This window comes from Schaalia sp. 19OD2882 (genome assembly GCF_018986735.1).
Lineage (GTDB): Bacteria > Actinomycetota > Actinomycetes > Actinomycetales > Actinomycetaceae > Pauljensenia.
Genome location: NZ_CP065521.1, coordinates 706,548 through 722,959 on the forward strand (window position 1 = coordinate 706,548; position 16,412 = coordinate 722,959).

Consider the following 16,412-nt stretch of genomic DNA (forward strand, 5'->3'; position numbering starts at 1 on the left):
TTTCTCCTTTTCCGGGCGTCGTTGCCCTGTGTCGAGGCGTTTCAGAGGGACAGGGTGCGTACGACGGAGGTCAATGAGGTCTCGTCGCCGACATTGCCGGGGAAGACGACGTAGGGGATTCCTTCGGCGGGCCCGTCCTGTGCGGCCCACATGGAGGTGATTCCCGGCAACATGGGGCCCACGACCAGTGCATGGCGGATCCCAAGGCCCTTGGAGGCCACGTCGGAGGAGGTGATGCCTCCCTTGGCGACGACGAATCGCGGAGTCGAGCGGGCAAGAACCCCTTGGACGGTCTGGACGACGGCTTCCGAGACCGAGCGGGCAATGGCCAGGGACTCCTGGGGGTCGTGGGTGCTGACGAGGTTCCTGGAAGTCCGCACCACGACATTGCCGTCCATCAGGGCTCCGACGGCTTGGTCGATCACGGCCCGGACGTGGGAGTCCCGGGTGGTCGGGTCGAGGAGCCGGGGGACCTCGACCTCGATCTCCAGGGGGTGTTCGGCCTTGCGCAGGTGGTCGAGTTGGCGGGTGGTCAGGGCCACGTGGGAGCCGATGACGACCAGGCCACCGGAGGTCGAGGGAGCGTTCGTCCGGGTGGCGGCGATGCGCTCAGGGGTGACCGGTGCGGGGATGTCCTGTCCCAGGCGTGCCCGCATGAAGGGGGGTCCCACCCGGTAGATGAAGGTGGAGCCGGCCGCTTCGGCCCGTGCCAGGGCCAGGGCGATCTCGCGCAGATCCTCCTCGACGACGGCGTCGGCGATGATCGCTGCACCGTCGTGGGCGCTGCGCAGCAGGTCGACGACGCCGTCCCTGTCACTGCGGAGCATGTCGATGTCGATGCGTGTGACCTCGCAGGCCTTCCTCCGGCCTTGGGTCTTCTCCTCGATCCACTGGGCGAGGTCGGAGGAGTGGTAGCCGAAGGTGGCGTCCCGCGCGAATTCCGTCTGACCGACAGGCAGGTAGCCCTCGGCGGCCGAGCCGGCGTGGTGGATGCCGTGGACGGTGACACGCCCTGCATCACCGAAGGCGGGGACGATGAGGATGCCGTCGACTCGGGCGCCATCATGGGCATGGAGTGTGGCCATGATCGTGTCGGGTTCGACAGGGAAGTGGCCGCGCAGTGTCGAGTCGGAGCGGGAGACGAAGGAGATCGTGCGACCTGCCTCGAGGGCGGCGGCGAGGGCGGCTTGGACCGCTTCCTCGTTGACCTGCCGGGCGTCCTGGGGGGACAAGGACCGGGAGTTGAGCATGACGTAGACGGCGGGGGCGCCCGTTCCCATTGCCCAGGTGAAGTCGTCGCGCCTCCATGAGGTGATGACGGGTAGGTCGGCGACGGATTGGGTGCCGGTCGGGTCGTCGTCCAGGACGACGTAGAAGGTGTTGGACGGGTCGGCCGCCCGGGCGGCCCGTACCTGCGCCGCGCTGGTGGTGGGGGCCGGGGGGAGTGGTGACAGAAGGTCTGCGCTGCTGACCGATGGCATGTGGTGCTCCTTGCGTGGAGGCCCAGGTCCGCGCACCCCTCTGTGCTCAGACCTCTGAGGACTGATTGTCAGCGTAGCGCCTCTCGTGCTTCCTCGACAAGCGAATCGAGAAACCACCCGGCCTCAGTCGCGTGCGTGATCGGCCAGATCCAGGCGCGTTTGCGTCATGTGCGAACGCATCGCGTCCTTGGCGCGTTCCTCGTCCCCGTCGGCGATTGCGTCGAGGATCTCCCGGTGGTGCGTCTGCGCACGGGTGCGGACGTCCTCATGGGAGGAGGTCACCCAACGCGATGTGCGCAGGACCTGCGTCAAAGGCGTCATGATCGCCGTGATGAAGGGGTTTCCGCTGGCGTTCATGATCGCCCTGTGGAAGGCGATGTCCGCATCGACCACGTGCTGGACGTCGCCGGCGGTGCTCGCCTCGTCCAGGCGGGCGATGAGTTCGCGCAGCTCCTCCACATCCTCCTCACTGCGGTTGCGGGCGGCAAGGCCGGCGGAGCCCACCTCCACCATCCGCCGCAACTCGACCAGCTTCAAACCGACCTCGCGCTCGGAAGAAGTGCGCAGTGTCATCTCGATGAGCGTGGCCAAGTCCGTCCACTCCGACTGGGGCGCCAGATAGGTGCCGCGTCCTTGACGCACGCGCAGGACGCCCCTTTCGCGCAGGATTTTCACGGCTTCGCGCACGGTGAGACGGGAGACCTCCAAATCCGTGGCCAAGTCCACCTCGTTGGGAAGGGCGGCATCCAGGGCGTAGGTTCCATCCGCCACGCGGTCCAGGATCGCGTCGACCGTCCGAGCCACAAGGTCCCTGCTCATTCGTGCCTCCTCCGTTCCGACGATTCTCACACACGCACCGGTCGGCACGTGCCGCAGGGCCCCGGCGGCACATGCATCGAACTACGCTGGAGCACATGACACGCACCTACGAACCCGTGGAAGCCGCCGACGCCGAGGTCGTCGGCCTGTTGGCGAATTCCGCACTGGCAGTCATGACTCGCCTTGCCAAGGACGGCGACCAGGCGCCCTCGATCACCGCCCATGTGGCGCACGCGCGCATGAGCGCCCGCGCCTTTCGACATTTCGAGGAGATCGAGCTGTGGGCCCAGCACCGCGGACTGGATCTGCTGGAGGTCGCCGGTCGTTTCGAAGACCTCTTCGACGACCTCGACGCCAGGACGCGTCCGGCCCGCTGGTCCGAACGCAGCGTGAAGACCTACGTCACCGTCGGCATCTTCGGTGACCTGCTCAACGAGGTCACCCGCGCCCACGGCCTCTTCGCCGACCACGACACCGACTGGGACCTGGGGCAGGGCGAGTGGGCCATGGAGCACCTGCAACCGACGATCGCGCAGGACCCGCAGGTGGCGGCGCGACTGTCCCTGTGGGCGCGGCGGGTTGCCGGCGAGGTCCTCGGGTTGGTCCGGTCGACCCTGTTCACCCATCCCGCGCTGCTCAGCGACCCCGACGAGGTCGACGCCGTCGTCGAAAAGGTGACGAAGTGCCACGGCCAACGCATGGCGGACCTGGGGCTGCAGGCCTGAGAGCGCGGGTCCTGGTCGCTCCTGAGGGCGAACCGGGGGGCTCAGTCGACGGAGAAACCGACGCGCTGAGGCTTCTCGCTGACGACCTGGACGAATCCGAGGGCCGAGGACGGGACCAGCACGCGGTCACCGTTGGTGTCGGTGAACTGGACCGGGGTGCCCGCACGCACGGCCTGGTCGACCGAGGCGAAGAACCGGTCGGCGTCGAGTTCCAGGTCCACGGTGAGTTCACGGGCGATGTCGCGCACGCCGATGACGACGGTGATCATGCAGGTCTCCTTCTTTTCGGGTGCTCCAGGCGCCCGGGGGTCATGACATCCATTATGGGTGGACGCAGACGTGGGTGGCCTCTGGGATCATTCAGTCATGAGCGAACGACGGGCTGGGACACTGCCGGATCTGCACAGGGCAGGGCGAAAGGTCGAACTCGACACGGCACAGTCCCATGCGGTGGAACTTGCCCGTGACCACGACATGGTGGTTCGTGGCGCGCCGGGTTCGGGTCGCACAACCTGCGCCCTGGCCACCGCGCGCGAGGCCCTGGCACGCGGAGGTGACGTCCTCGTCCTGGTTCCGGACCGTGTGCGGGCCGACCGCCTCATGCCCCTCGTCCAGGAGATGGCGCCGGATCTGGTGCGGCCCGTGCGCACTCCGGCCGCTTTCGCCTACCACGTCGTCGACACCTGGAGGCGAGTGCGCACCGATCCCCTGGGCCCCCTCCAACTGGTCACCGGCGCCCGGCAAGAAGAACTCCTCGGGCGTCTGCTCGTGACCACGGACGCTCCTTGGCCGGATTCGATCAGTCCCGGGCTGCGCGCACTTCCGGCCTTTCGAGCACAGGTGAGGAACCTCTTCGCGCGCGCGGGAGAAGCCGGCATCGACGGGCTCGAACTGGCCCGCCTGGGCGCCCAACTGGACATACCCGTCTGGCAGGGCGCCGGACACCTCCTTCACGAATGGGAGCACGGAGAAGGATTCGACGTCACCACTCGCACTTCGATGCAGGCCGACCTCTCACGCATCCAACACCTCGCCGCCACACTGCTCACCCACTGGCAGGAGCGGGCCGACGGCGCAGGCGTCACGGCGCCACCCCCCCTTCCGCACACGGTCGTCGTCGACGACCTTCAGGACTGCACGGCCTCCACCGTCGAGCTGTTGGCAGCATGTGCCGGGGCAGGGGCCCGCGTGGTGGCCTTCTCGGACCCGGACGTGGCCGTCGCCTCCTACCGTGGCGGCCAGCCCCACCTGGATGGACGTCTGGCCGAACGCTTGGGTGTCGACATCGTGGACCTGGGGCAGGTCCACCGAGGTGGCCCGCTTCTGCGCGACCTGGTCCGAAGGACGGTCTCACGCATCGGCCAGTCGGGGCCGGCAGGGCGCCGCACGGTCGGCGTCCACACACCACAGGCGCCGCAGGTGGGCGGCGTGCGGACCGACACCACCCCCGCCGCAGACCGTGCCTCCGACACAAGTGCCCCGCCGGAGGAGGTGCGCACTCACCTGGCGGCCTCGGCCGCCCAACTCGGTGCCCTCACCGCTCGCCTCCTGCGCGCCCACCACCTGCACGAAGGGATCCCGTGGGACCAGCAGGCCGTCATCGTCCGATCCGCCTCCCGAGTCCTGGAAACCAGGCGTCACCTGCGCAGGGCGGGGGTGCCCCTGGCCGGCAGGAGGCAGGCCCACGTCTTTTCCGCACAGCCCGTCACCCGCGTCCTCCTTGCCCTCCTGCACGAGGCCGACCAGGGGGAGGACCCGACGGTCACGACGGAGAGGGCGCACATGCTGCTCGACTCCGCCTACCTGGACGCCGACTCTTTGGACCTGCAGCGCGCCCTGTCCACTCTCAACGCCGACAGGGGCGTCGGGGTGGCTCGACCTGTCGGCCTCGTCGACCTGTTGGAGGCTCCTGACCTGATCGAAGGGCTCGGCGACCAAGACCTCCGCGAGGCCCTCACTCGCGCGGCAAGCATGTGGCGCCTGGGATCCGAGGTCGCCCACTCCAGCCCCTCGCAGGCCCTGTGGGCCCTGTGGGACGCCGCAGGAGTCGCCCAGTCCTGGCGAGAACAGGCCGTGAAGGGGGGCGGGGACTGCGACCTCTTCGACGACAGACTCGACGCCGTCCTCGCCCTCTTCCGCGTGGCGGACGTGTGGGAACAACGCCACCTTGGTGGTGACGCCCTTGCCTTCGCCACCGACCTGCTGGCCGAGACCCTGCCCGTGGACACCCTGGGCGCCGTCGGACGCCGCCCACCCGGGGTGGACGTCCTCACGCCCGCGCAGGCGGCGGGGCGGCAGTGGGAGGTCGTGTGCGTGCTCGGAATCCAGGACGGCACCTGGCCCGACCTGCGACTGCGTGACCGGCTGCTGCGCACCGACATCCTCACTGACCTGGTCGCAGGACGCCTCCCGCAGGACCAGGACGGCAATGTCATCGTGCCGGAGGACGCCAGGGCCGCACGCAAAGCCGTCCTCGACGACGAAACCCGCCTCTTCGCCGCAGCGATCTCCCGCTCGACCAGAGTCCTCCACCTAGGGGCCGTCCTGTCCGAGGACCAGGCACCATCACCCTTCCTCGACCTCGTCCCGGGCTTTCGTGGGGACGCGCTGGATGACCTGCAGGTCGACGAAGTCCCGCCACCCCTGGACCTGGCCGGACACGTCGGCGCCCTTCGCCACATCGCCGCATCCGAGGAGTCCGGCCCCCGCAGTGAGCGCGCCCTGACCCTGCTCGCCCTGCTCGCACGTGAAGGCGTGAGCGCCGCAGACCCCCGCACGTGGACGGGCGCCGGAGGAATCTCCTCCGCCGAAGCCACATGCAGCACGGCGGAAGTCGTCGTCTCGCCCTCGTCCTTCGAAAAGGTCCGCGAGAACCCCATGGCCTGGTTCCTCTCCTCCATCGGCGCGAGCGAAGCACCGGGGCAGGCGCAGACCCTTGGATCACTGGTCCATGCTCTGGCCGAGGCCCACCCCCACGGCGGAGGCCAGCGGATCCTCGCCGCCCTGGAGGAACACCTGCCGGAACTCGATGTCGACCCGGACACGGAAAACGGGCGCCGCGTGCACGAGCACGCCCGTGAGGTGGTGGCGGCCCTGGCCTCCTACCTCGATGCCACAGATTCTCATGCGCAGGTCGAGGTCGAGGTCCCCTTCGACGTCACTGTCGCCGGAGTGCGCATCCGCGGGAGGATCGACCGCCTGGAGAAGGTCGGGGAGGGCTGGCGGATCATCGACTTCAAGACCGCCAAGAAGGGCAACAAGAAGAGCGCGGTCCCCGTGCCCGACAACCCGCAGTTGGCCCTGTACCAACTGGCCCTGACCGCCATGGGGCGCATGTGCGTGGGTGCCGAACTCAAGTACTTGGGTCATGGTGACGTGCGCACCGCCGTGCAGATGCCGCTGGACCCGGAGCGCACCGAGTACTGGATCGGCGAGCTGCAGGCGGTCGCCGACATCATGCGCGGCCCCACCTATGCCGCCATCCCCTCCACCGACTTCCGGCCGCGCGGCGGCACCGACCTCATCGAGTCCTTGGCCGTCAGGAGCATCGAATGACCCTCACGCACCACCTGTCCCTGACCCCTGAAGGAGTCCTGGTCGCCGACCCGAATCTCGACGCGGCCTCCGTCCTTGCCCTGGCCACCCCCGATGGTCGCGCGGTGCTGACCCCCACACCCGAACAGGCCGCCATCGTCGAGTTCCCACCCGAGCCGCTCCTCGTAGTCGCAGGTGCGGGCGCCGGCAAAACCGCCACCATGTCGATGCGGGTCCTGTGGCTGGTCGCCAACCGCGGATTCGACCCACGCAGCATCCTCGGCCTGACCTTCTCACGCAAGTCCGCGGGGGAACTCGGCGCGAAGATGCGCCAGGACCTGCAGGTCCTGGCAGGGCATCTGGGTGGCACCCTCGACGGGGAGCCCACGGCCCTGACCTACAACTCCTTCGCCCAGAGGATCGTCCTCGAACACGGGATGCACATCGGATTGGACCCCGACTTGAGCCTCATCGGCCGCGCCCGCGCCGTGAAACTCATGACCGAGGTCATCGACAGGTGGCCCACCGCCCTGCCACGTGAGGTCGCCCTGTCCACGTGGGTCAAGGACGCCCTGGCAATGGCGGGGCACGTCGGAGAACACGACATGAGCCTCGACCAGGCGCGCGAGGCCCTGATCGCCCTCGGGCAGGACCTTGCCGAGATCGGCTCACCGACCGCCGACCTGCGTGACGCGCTTGCCGCCAACGAGGCGCGTCTGCTGCTGCTCGACCTCGTCGAGGAGTTCGACCGGCGCAAGCGCGCCATGGGCGTCATCGACTACTCCGACCAGTTGGTCCTTGCCACTCGGATCGTCACCTCCACGCCCGAGGTCGTCTCCCAGTTGCGTGAAGAGCACCGTGCGGTGCTTCTCGACGAGTTCCAGGACACCTCGGTCATCCAGATGAACCTGCTGTCCACTCTCTTCCACGACCACCCGGTCACCGCCGTGGGCGACCCGAACCAGGCGATCTACGGGTGGCGCGGAGCCTCGGCCTCGTCACTGGAGTCCTTCCTGCAACGTTTCACCACGGTGGGCGACGTGCGCCCCGACCAGACGCGGACCCTGTCCACCGCCTGGCGCAACGACCGCAGGATCCTTGTCGCCGCCAACGCGGTCGCACAACCGCTGCGTGCCCACTCGGTCCGCGCGAAGTCACCGCTCCTGCGGCCCAGACCCGGCGCCGGAACCGGGCACGTCGAGGTCGCCCACGTCGCTGACCGCGCTGCGCAGATGAACACCGTCGTCGACTTCGTGCAGCGCACGCGGCATCAGGAGGGGGGACGTCGGAGCACCTGCGCGATCCTGTGTCGCCGACGCAGGGACTTCCCCGATGTGGAGCGTGCACTGCGAGAGGCCGGCATACCCACCCACATCTGCGACCTCGGCGGACTGCTCGCCCAACCGGCGGTTGCCGACGTCCGCGCGGCCCTTGAGCTCGCGCAGGACCCGTCCGCCGCCCAGTGGCTGCCGAGACTCCTGGTGGCCATGGACCTCGGCACGGCGGACATGGCACTGCTCGGCAAATGGGCGCGCCAGCAGGCGCGAAGCTCCGCAGAAGCGGCGGGCGTCGGGGCGAAGGGGGCGGCTCATCCGACGACGATCCTGCTCAGCGCTGTCGACGACCCGCCCGAGGCCGGGTGGAGACCCCGGGGCAGTGACGGCCCCCGCTTCAGCAGGGCCGCCCATGAACGAGTGAGCCTGCTCGCCCGCCGCCTACGCGCGGTACGGGCCGGCCTCGGCCGTGGGGTCGTCGACCAGGTCGAACGCACGATCGGGATCCTCGGCCTGGTCGAGGACCTCATTGCCGACCCACTGTCCAACAGTGGCCGTGAATCCCTTGACGCCCTGGTCGACGTGGCCCTCACCTACGAGGCCGAGGTCCCCGGCGCCGACATGCGCGGATTCCTCCAGTGGTTGGCTGTGGCCGAAGCCGAGGAGGACGGTCTTGCCCGCCCCGTCGACTCACCCGCGCCAGGAGCCGTTGACATCCTCACCGTCCACTCCGCCAAGGGCCTCGAATGGGATTCCGTGGCGGTGGTGTCCATGGGGGATTCGATATTCCCCAGCCATTCCTCCAAGCCCGTCGACTGGCGCAGCGACCCCGCGCCGTCGAGTGGATGGCTCAAGGCGCGCTCGGAACTGCCCTACCCGATCCGTGGGGATGCGGCTGACCTGCCCGAACTGGTCGAAGGCCTGGGGGAGGTCATTTCCTTGTCCGAACACTTCCACGGACTCATGGCCGAGGCCACCTCCTCCCGTTCGACGCCGACCTCCCTTTTCAACAGACACGTGCGCGAGGTGGCCAGAGCGGCCTTCGGCGCCCACGCCGAACGCGAAGAACGCCGACTCGCCTATGTGGCGTTGACACGGGCGCGTCACGACATGCTGCTCGTCGGCTCGTGGGTGGACTTCTCCACCACGCCGAAGTTCCCCTCCCGCTACCTCATGGAGGCCCGCGCCGCGCTGCACGCCCTCTTCACAGGTCAGACAGACCTCGTGGGAGGGTCGGACCCTGCCTGCCGAGGGGATTGCACGGGCCCGGAGGAGTCGGCCGACCGGATGTGCGCTGCCGAGGAGAGGCACTCCGATGACCCGGCCTCGTCAGCTGCTGTGGGGGACCTGGACGCCGCGAGTCGGGCGCGTGAGATCGACGCCCTGGACGCCGCCGTCCAGGCCGTCCCCACCGACGAGCAGATCGCCGAAATGGCTGTCGACGACGACCCGGTCATCCATCCCCTGCCCGAAGGCCCCTCCAGGCGGCGGGTCCGACTCAGCGCGGAGCGACTGGAGACGCTGCGCGCATCGATGCGCACCGATCGGGACGTCCTGGCCGAATTGGAGGACCTCGACGCCGAGCCGCTGGTGCGCGACACGATCGCCCTGGTGGAGGAGCGTCGCCTGCACGCAGAAGGACATGCGGCCCGGCAGGTCGAAGTCGACCGACTTGCCGCCACCTCCGTCAACGATCTCATGAGCGCGCCGGAGGACTTCGCGGCACACTTGCGACGCCCCTTGCCCGTCCAGCCGCGCGCCTCATCCATGCTCGGCTCACTTCTCCACCAGTGGATCGAAGGAGAATTGCGGGTCTCCACCGGCACCCTGTGGGACGTGGAGGTGCCGGGCGTGGAGGCCCTGGGGCCGAGGGAGCGTCGCCGCCTGGCAACCATGCAGGACAACTTCCGGCACCTGGATCTGCTGCGCACACACGAAGTCGTTGCCGTCGAGGAACCCTTCGCGGTGGACGTGGGCGGGGTCTCGGTCCAAGGACGCATCGACGCGGTGCTTCGCGGCAGGGACGGCCGCGACGTCGTGGTCGACTGGAAATCGGGACGCGTGGTCGGACCCGGCTCGGACCCGAAGGACATCGCCTACTACGCCACGCAGCTCAGGCTCTACCGGCGCGCCCGTGCCCGGCGCTGCGGGAAGGCTGAAGACGAGGTCGGGACCGCGGTGGTCTTCCTCGAGGAGCCGGCAACCTTCACCGTGGAGGAGCTGTTGTCGATGCTGGCACGACGCGGGGTCGCGGCGCCGACAGACTTGGATCGGGCAGTGGGAGCCGGCCTCGACGCGGCCCACCTGCGCCTGTGAGCGCCCGAGTCGGCGGCCTTGGCGAGAAGGCGGGTGAGCGCAGGCGTCGTCAGTCCGAGTGCGGCACTTCGGACAGGTCGAGGCGCTCGGTGGGGATCGCATCCTGAGGGGCGACCTCGGGCCCACCCCCACGCGGGGCGCCGCCCGGCGCCTGCGGCGGGGCCTGGTGCAGCGCCTGCTCCCCATGGGAGCCCTCGGCGCGCACAGGTCGACTCCGTACCCGAACCCGAGGCGGCAGCCCCGCCCGCTCACGAGCCGTGGGTCCCGCCACCGTCGCCGCTCCGACGCCCTCGGGAGCCGACGGCACCGAGCGCCCGCCACCACGGCCTGCACCTCCACGAGGCGCCTCCACGCGTCGGTTCAGAACAGTGGGCACGTCCCCTTCATGCAGGTCGATCGGACCACGCAGGTCCTCCTCGGTCAGAGCCGACACGTCATGCGGGTTCGGGCGGCGCGGGACGATGAGGTCATCGCCCACGTCCTGCGAGAGCTCCTGGATCATCGTGCGGGCATCACGCACGATCTGACGGTCCTGCGCGTGTATCCCGTGCACCAGCCACCGGACCAGGGCCAGCTCCGAGATCAGCTGGGCGCGGGTGAACAGGTGCAGGTCCGGCCCGTGGCGCTCCATCGAGTAGGCCTCCTGGAACCGGGCCAGGAAATCGTCGCCGGCCTGCGCAAGGACCCAGGAGACGTCCACCGCGGGGTCGCCCACGTGGGCTCCGTGGAAACCGGTCAGCGCCACGACACTTCCCCGCTCGACCACGACCGCAGTCGACTGCAGGTCACCGTGCACCGGTACGGCCGCGAAGCGCCACAGGGTCACATCCTCCAGGGCGGCCTCCCACCGGTTCCACAGGTTCGCGGGAATCACCGTGGCCCGGGCCGCCTCGTCCAGCACCGACAGGTGCCGCATGCGGCACTCCGGCGCGTCGTAGGAGGGCAGGTCGGCGCCCGTGTAGATCAATGGAGGAAGGTTGTGCAGTGAGGCCAGGGCCTTGGCCAAGGATGCGGGCAGCATCTGGGAGTCCTCGAAGTCCTCCTCGACCATGGCGCGCCCGCCCAGATCCTTGTGGACCAGGACACGGTCGCCCTCGGGGGTCGTCGTGGCCCCGGCCGGCCTGGGCACGTCGAAGGGAATGCGCCGGTGGTCCGTGGCCTTGGCCAGGCGGGCCAGGACCGTCTGCTGGGCCTCCATGTCCAATCCGCCGACGGTGTCGTGCGGGCAGGTGATCGTCCACCTGTTGCCGGAGGAGTCGACGATTCCCGTGATCGAGACCAGCTCGTCGCTGTGGGCGACAGGGCGCACGGCGGCCACCTGCAGTCCGGGCACGGCAACCGTGGCCAGTGCGGCGAGTTCCAGGGGAGTCTTCGTGCGTGTCATCAGGCCACGGTACATGCGCGCTCTCGCGCTTCCCCGGAGCCGGGGCGGGCGTGTGGTCGGCATGCGGTCCTTGTCCACATATTTGTACGAATCCCTTCCGAAAGAGCCCAAGACATGGTGTGCTTCACGTAGGGAAGGTATCCGCCCTCGTGGCGGACAGTTTCGCAGCAACTGCTGATCGAGGAGGGGGACACACATGCTGGAGGCGAGCGCCGACCCCATCCTGGCGCGTGTCAGGGCCGAACTTGCCCGCACGGGCACCGATCCCTTCGCCTCGGCGGAGCGTGCGCGCAGCGTCGTCGAATCCGTGCTCGACGAGGTTGCCGCCCCCATGAGCCAGGGTGAACGCGACGACACCATTCGCTCCCTGCTCTCCGAGGTCACGGGACTCGGACCCCTGCAACCCTTCATGGACGACCCGTCGGTGGAGGAGATCTGGATCAACTCCCCCTCCCGTGTCTTCGTCGCCAGGGACGGCAACCCGGAACTCACCACCGTGATCCTCACCGACCATCAGATCCGTGACCTCGTCGAAAGGATGCTCCACCACTCCGGACGGCGCCTGGACCTGAGCTCACCCTTCGTGGACGCGACCTTGCGCAGTGGGGAACGCCTCCACGTGGTCATCCCGCCGGTGGCAGGTGTGCACTGGTCGGTCAACATCCGCAAACACGTGCGCGCCGCGCGTTCCTTGGCCCAACTCGAAGCCATCGGCATGGTGGCGCCGCCCGTGGCGCGCTTCCTGGCGGCCGCCGTCCACGTGGGCCTGTCCGTGGTCGTCTCGGGGGCCACCCAGGCCGGCAAGACCACCGTCCTTCGAGCCCTTGCCGGAGAGATCCCCCGCACGCGCCGGGTGATCTCCTGCGAGGAGGTCTTCGAACTCGGCCTGTCCAACCGCGACTGCGTGGCCCTGCAGACCCGCCCCGGAAACCTCGAAGGGCGGGGCGAGGTCACTTTGCGCGACCTCGTGCGCGAATCCCTGCGCATGCGGCCCGAGACGATCATCGTCGGCGAGGTCAGGGGCCCGGAGGCCCTGGACCTGTTGCTGGCCCTCAACGCCGGAATCCCCGGCATGGCGACCGTCCACGCGAATTCGGCCCGCGAAGCCCTGTCCAAACTCACCGGCCTGCCCCTGCTGGCCGGAGGCAATGTGACCACTGCTTTCGTCGTGCCGACCTTGGCCGCCAGCGTCGACCTCGTGTGCCATGTGCACAGGGACTGGCGAGGACGCCGGCGCCTGACCGAGGTCCTCTCCCTGGCCGGACGCAGCGAGGGGGAGCGGATCGAGGCCGGGGTCCTGTGGACCGTTGACGAGGGCGGCGCACACCGCGGTTCCGGGGGTCTGGAGATGTATGAGCGTTTCGCCGCCTCCGGACACGACCTGACGGCACTTCTCGGAGGTCGATGATGGATGCGATTGCACTGGGGTTGGTCCTCGGAGTCGGACTGCTCCTCATGGCCTGGGCAGTCCTCGGCGTGCGAGCTCCGACCATTGCCGCGCCCGGATGGTGGAAGGCGTGGGAGGAACAGGTCCAACGCTCGGAGATCCGCGGCCTGACGCTCACCCGCCTTCTCATGCTCTCCGCGGCTGCTGCTCTTGTCGTGGCCCTGGCCGTCCTGGCGTGGACGGGGGTGTGGATGGTGGCGCTCGTCGTCGCCCTCGTCGTGGCGCCCATGGGGCAACTGGTCGTCGCATCCCGGGCGGCCGCGCGCACGAAGGTGCTGCGCCGCGCCTGGCCCGACGTCGTCGACCTGCTCGTGTCCGGGGTGCGCGCAGGTGCCGGTCTGCCGGACCTCCTGTGCGACCTGGCCACCGAGGGCCCCGAGGCCCTGCGCCCCCAGTTCGCCCTCTTCGCAGCCGAGTACCGCGCCAGCGGACGATTCGCCCCCGCCCTGGACGCCCTCAAGGCGGCATGCGCCGATCCTGTGGCCGACCGCATCGTCGAAGCCCTGCGCCTGGCACGCGAAGTGGGTGGGTCGGACCTGTCCGGACTGCTGCGCGACCTGGGCATCCTCCTGCGTGAGGACGCCAGGACGCGCGGCGAACTCGAAGCCCGCCAGTCGTGGACCGTGAACGCCGCCAGACTTGCAGTCGTCGCACCGTGGATCGTCCTGGTCCTGGTGTCCACCCAACCCGGCGCCGCCCGCGTGTGGAACTCCCCCGGAGGGATCGGCGTCCTGGTCACCGGCGCCCTCCTGTGCGTACTCGCCTATGTGCTCATGCAGGCCCTGGGCAGACTCACCTCCGAGACGAGGACATTGCGATGAGGCACCTGCTGCCTGACGTCACCGACCCCTTCGTGTGGGGGCCCGCCCTGCTCGGCGTGGTCTTCGCCGTCGGAGTGCTCCTCCTGCTGGGCGCGCGTGCCCGAACGCTGCCCAACCTGGCACGTCGGGTGGCCGAAGGGGGCATCGCGGGCCAGGGCGAACGCCCACCGGCCCCGAGTTGGGTCTGCGGCCCCGTGCTGGGCCTGTTGGAGTCCATCGGATCGACCTCGGCCACGGTCGAACGTCGCCTGACCCTGCTCGGACAGGGCGGCACCTTGCCAGTGTTCCGCCTGCGCCAGACCCTGCTGGCCCTCTTCGGTGCAGTCGGTGCCGTGGTCGTGCTGCTGCCGGTGGTCCTGCGCTCCGGAATGAGCCCTGCCTCCGGCGGCTTGGTCCTGGCGGTCATGGCCCTGGGTGCCCTGTGCGCAGCGGCGGCGGCGGACCTGGTGCTCTCCTGGCGGGCGAGGGCCCGCCAGCGCCGCATCGACCTGCAGGTGCCCGACGTGTCGGAACTGCTCGCCCTGGCGCTGGGCGCCGGCGAGTCGGTGCCGGATGCGCTGGACCGGATCCGCTTGGCTTGCAGCGGCCCTGTGCGCGAAGAACTCGACATCGTCTCCGAGCAGGTGCACCTCGGGGTGCCGGTGACTCGCGCCCTGGAGGACCTGTCCGCCCGCAACGAGGCCGCCGCCCTCGAAAGACTCGTCCAGACACTGGTCACCGCCATCGAACGCGGATCCCCGCTGGCACAGGTGCTGCACGACCAGGCGCGTGACATCCGCGAGAGCGCCCGAACGGCGCTCATGGAAGAGGGGGGCAAACGGGAGATCGCCATGATGGTGCCCGTCGTCTTCCTCATCTTGCCGGTCACGGTCCTTTTCGCCCTGTACCCGGGACTGGTCGTCGTCTCACTGTCACCGTGACCCGTTGCCCGATGCTCTCACCCACCCTGACCCACTGGTACGTCCGAGCCGACACACGAAGGAGAACACCATGTTCCGTCACCGTCCCCACGCCCCCGCGCCTCTGCCCGAGGACCCCGAGAGGGGAGACGTGCCCGGTTGGGTCCTCATCACCCTCATGACCGCCGCCCTGGTGGTGGCCATCTGGACCGTCGCCCAGACGCGGCTCGTCGAGGTCTTCCAGGATGCGCTCAACAAGGTCAGTGGAATCTGAGAACCTCGGCCCGGCGCTCCGCGCACGAGCCGATGACCCGGAGTCGGGATCCCAGGTCGTCTCCCACGTCCTGGTGCAGGTCCTCGTCGTGCTGCTCTTCCTGGGGGCCGTGCAATTGGCCATTTCCCTGCACGTGCGCAATGTCAGCGTCCATGCGGCAGGGGAGGGGTCGCGCCGTGGCGCCCTCCTGGGCGGGGACGAGGGCGAGGCCGTTGCGCGCACCCTCGCCCTGCTCGATTCCATGCTGGGGCCGGATCGTGCCTCGGCCTCGGCCTCGCGCGAGAACGTCGCAGGCTCGGAGGTGCTCACTGTGACCGTGACGACCTCGCTGCCTCTGCTGCTCGACTTGGGCCCCAGGTGGCTCACCGTCAGCGGACGCGCCCTCGTCGAGGAGAGGCCATGAGGCCCCGGGCGAAGCGTCACCCCGAATCCGGAGAGGCCAGTGTCGAGTTCGTCGGCTACTTCGTGGTCCTGGTCATTCCGCTCATCTACTTCATCCTCATGCTCTCCCAGGTCCAGGCCAGCGTCTTCGCCGCCGAGTCCGGGGCCTCCGTGGCCGCCCGCAGCCTGGCGATCCACCGTGACGACACGGGTTTGGCGCGCGCACAGGTCGACTTGGCCTTTGCCGACCATGGACTCGCAGGGCCGGTCGACATGGACGTGGGGTGTCGGATCTGCTCGGGCCCTGAGGAGGACGTGTCGGTTACCGTACGCACCCAGGTGACCTGGCCGCTAGTTCCGGGATGGACGGGTCTGGGTGTGGTGCCGGTGGAGGCGACTTCGACGGTGCGCGTGGACAAGGTGGTCCTCCAATGAGGACTTCGACTTGGATGCGGGTGTCGACAGGGCCCAGGTCGGACGCGCAGGATCCGGAGTCGGGGCGTGTGGGCCTGCTCATCCTGGTGTGCACGATGGTGGTCCTGGCCCTGGTGTCGGTGGGTGCGGTGATCACCACCGTCCACGTCCAACGCTCGCGCCTGCTCACCTGCGCGGACGCTCTCGCAGCGGCGGGGGCCCAGGTGGTGGTGGCCAACGGCTTCTACGCGGATGGGCGGATCACCCCGGGCGTCGGAGAACTTGATCTGGTGCAGGCGCGGGTCCAGGGACTGCTCGACGACTCGGCGGGGACCACGTGCCGGGTGGGTGAGGGGGTGCACCTTGACGGCATGTCGGTCGAGGACAAGGACATTGTCGTCCGGGTCAGCGCCACCGCGCGCTTGGTGGGACTGCCGCCCTTCCTCGGTGCGGCAGTCGCCCCGATCCTCGTCGAGACCTCCTCCGCCCGTCTGGGGTGAGCTTCCCGTGACGGGATCGGTCCTGCCTGACGCAGCCATGACGGAGCGCATTCCCATTCGACGTGACCTTGACCACGCATGTGCGTATTCTGGGGGACTTTGGTCGAATTCATGACCAGATCTTTACCGATCATGTGTCACAT

At 69.1% G+C, this 16,412-nt stretch carries 14 protein-coding genes; 10 read left to right on the forward strand and 4 right to left on the reverse strand.

The features are described from left to right. Nucleotides 1-41: 41 nt before the first annotated feature. A complete protein-coding gene (locus I6B53_RS03030) occupies nt 42-1,481 on the reverse strand; it encodes a four-carbon acid sugar kinase family protein (RefSeq protein WP_216764787.1) in 1,440 nt (479 codons plus the stop codon). Nucleotides 1,482-1,604: 123 nt separating this feature from the next. Beyond that, complete coding sequence (locus I6B53_RS03035; protein WP_216764788.1) at nt 1,605-2,300, reverse strand: FadR/GntR family transcriptional regulator; 696 nt, start codon at nt 2,298-2,300, stop codon at nt 1,605-1,607. A gap of 95 nt (nt 2,301-2,395) precedes the next feature. Here I6B53_RS03035 and I6B53_RS03040 point away from each other — a divergent pair, with 95 nt between their 5' ends. Continuing rightward, complete coding sequence (locus I6B53_RS03040; protein WP_216764789.1) at nt 2,396-3,025, forward strand: ferritin-like fold-containing protein; 630 nt, start codon at nt 2,396-2,398, stop codon at nt 3,023-3,025. Nucleotides 3,026-3,066: 41 nt separating this feature from the next. On the opposite strand, the gene I6B53_RS03045 is transcribed toward I6B53_RS03040, so the two are convergent. Then, complete coding sequence (locus tag I6B53_RS03045) at nt 3,067-3,294, reverse strand: DUF3107 domain-containing protein (RefSeq protein WP_216764790.1); 228 nt, start codon at nt 3,292-3,294, stop codon at nt 3,067-3,069. A 97-nt stretch (nt 3,295-3,391) separates the two neighbouring features. Between I6B53_RS03045 and I6B53_RS03050 the strand changes: the two genes are divergently transcribed. Together I6B53_RS03050 and I6B53_RS03055 are read left to right on the forward strand one after the other, a co-directional pair. Further along, nucleotides 3,392-6,580 (forward strand): PD-(D/E)XK nuclease family protein, encoded by a 3,189-nt coding sequence (locus tag I6B53_RS03050; RefSeq protein ID WP_216764791.1) that lies wholly within the window; start codon nt 3,392-3,394, stop codon nt 6,578-6,580. Continuing rightward, nucleotides 6,577-10,149, forward strand: a complete 3,573-nt coding sequence (locus tag I6B53_RS03055; RefSeq protein WP_216764792.1) for an ATP-dependent DNA helicase — start codon at nt 6,577-6,579, stop codon at nt 10,147-10,149. Before I6B53_RS03050 ends, I6B53_RS03055 begins: the two co-directional genes overlap by 4 nt. A gap of 49 nt (nt 10,150-10,198) precedes the next feature. Here the strand turns inward: I6B53_RS03055 and I6B53_RS03060 are convergent, their stop codons facing one another. Beyond that, the gene (locus tag I6B53_RS03060; RefSeq protein ID WP_216764793.1) at nt 10,199-11,533 is read right to left on the reverse strand and encodes a phosphotransferase; all 1,335 of its coding nucleotides are present in this window, start codon (nt 11,531-11,533) and stop codon (nt 10,199-10,201) included. A 196-nt stretch (nt 11,534-11,729) separates the two neighbouring features. Between I6B53_RS03060 and I6B53_RS03065 the strand changes: the two genes are divergently transcribed. The 7 genes from I6B53_RS03065 (at nt 11,730) to I6B53_RS03095 (ending at nt 16,269) form a co-directional block, all read left to right on the forward strand. After that, on the forward strand, nt 11,730-12,941 hold the full coding sequence (locus I6B53_RS03065; protein ID WP_216764794.1) for a CpaF family protein: 1,212 nt from the start codon (nt 11,730-11,732) through the stop codon (nt 12,939-12,941). Further along, nucleotides 12,938-13,801, forward strand: coding sequence for a type II secretion system F family protein (locus I6B53_RS03070; RefSeq protein WP_367880393.1), 864 nt, complete (start codon nt 12,938-12,940; stop codon nt 13,799-13,801). Before I6B53_RS03065 ends, I6B53_RS03070 begins: the two co-directional genes overlap by 4 nt. Beyond that, a complete protein-coding gene (locus tag I6B53_RS03075) occupies nt 13,798-14,721 on the forward strand; it encodes a type II secretion system F family protein (protein WP_216764795.1) in 924 nt (307 codons plus the stop codon). The genes I6B53_RS03070 and I6B53_RS03075 overlap by 4 nt, the downstream gene beginning before the upstream one ends. 70 nt (nt 14,722-14,791) lie before the next feature. Then, nucleotides 14,792-14,974, forward strand: a complete 183-nt coding sequence (locus I6B53_RS03080; RefSeq protein ID WP_216764796.1) for a hypothetical protein — start codon at nt 14,792-14,794, stop codon at nt 14,972-14,974. Further along, entirely contained in the window at nt 14,964-15,377 is a 414-nt protein-coding gene (locus tag I6B53_RS03085; protein WP_253953949.1) for an ABC transporter, read from the forward strand. The genes I6B53_RS03080 and I6B53_RS03085 overlap by 11 nt, the downstream gene beginning before the upstream one ends. After that, the gene (locus I6B53_RS03090; RefSeq protein WP_216764797.1) at nt 15,374-15,790 is read left to right on the forward strand and encodes a hypothetical protein; all 417 of its coding nucleotides are present in this window, start codon (nt 15,374-15,376) and stop codon (nt 15,788-15,790) included. Before I6B53_RS03085 ends, I6B53_RS03090 begins: the two co-directional genes overlap by 4 nt. Continuing rightward, nucleotides 15,787-16,269 (forward strand): hypothetical protein, encoded by a 483-nt coding sequence (locus I6B53_RS03095; RefSeq protein ID WP_216764798.1) that lies wholly within the window; start codon nt 15,787-15,789, stop codon nt 16,267-16,269. Before I6B53_RS03090 ends, I6B53_RS03095 begins: the two co-directional genes overlap by 4 nt. Nucleotides 16,270-16,412: the final 143 nt, after the last annotated feature.

Bases quoted from the DNA above. Each gene is read 5' to 3' on its own strand.
- I6B53_RS03030 (WP_216764787.1), bottom strand. From the start codon at position 1,481: ATGCCATCGGTCAGCAGCGCAGACCTTCTGTCACCACTCCCCCCGGCC.
- I6B53_RS03035 (WP_216764788.1), bottom strand. From the start codon at position 2,300: ATGAGCAGGGACCTTGTGGCTCGGACGGTCGACGCGATCCTGGACCGC.
- I6B53_RS03040 (WP_216764789.1), top strand. From the start codon at position 2,396: ATGACACGCACCTACGAACCCGTGGAAGCCGCCGACGCCGAGGTCGTC.
- I6B53_RS03045 (WP_216764790.1), bottom strand. From the start codon at position 3,294: ATGATCACCGTCGTCATCGGCGTGCGCGACATCGCCCGTGAACTCACC.
- I6B53_RS03050 (WP_216764791.1), top strand. From the start codon at position 3,392: ATGAGCGAACGACGGGCTGGGACACTGCCGGATCTGCACAGGGCAGGG.
- I6B53_RS03055 (WP_216764792.1), top strand. From the start codon at position 6,577: ATGACCCTCACGCACCACCTGTCCCTGACCCCTGAAGGAGTCCTGGTC.
- I6B53_RS03060 (WP_216764793.1), bottom strand. From the start codon at position 11,533: ATGACACGCACGAAGACTCCCCTGGAACTCGCCGCACTGGCCACGGTT.
- I6B53_RS03065 (WP_216764794.1), top strand. From the start codon at position 11,730: ATGCTGGAGGCGAGCGCCGACCCCATCCTGGCGCGTGTCAGGGCCGAA.
- I6B53_RS03070 (WP_367880393.1), top strand. From the start codon at position 12,938: ATGATGGATGCGATTGCACTGGGGTTGGTCCTCGGAGTCGGACTGCTC.
- I6B53_RS03075 (WP_216764795.1), top strand. From the start codon at position 13,798: ATGAGGCACCTGCTGCCTGACGTCACCGACCCCTTCGTGTGGGGGCCC.
- I6B53_RS03080 (WP_216764796.1), top strand. From the start codon at position 14,792: ATGTTCCGTCACCGTCCCCACGCCCCCGCGCCTCTGCCCGAGGACCCC.
- I6B53_RS03090 (WP_216764797.1), top strand. From the start codon at position 15,374: ATGAGGCCCCGGGCGAAGCGTCACCCCGAATCCGGAGAGGCCAGTGTC.
- I6B53_RS03095 (WP_216764798.1), top strand. From the start codon at position 15,787: ATGAGGACTTCGACTTGGATGCGGGTGTCGACAGGGCCCAGGTCGGAC.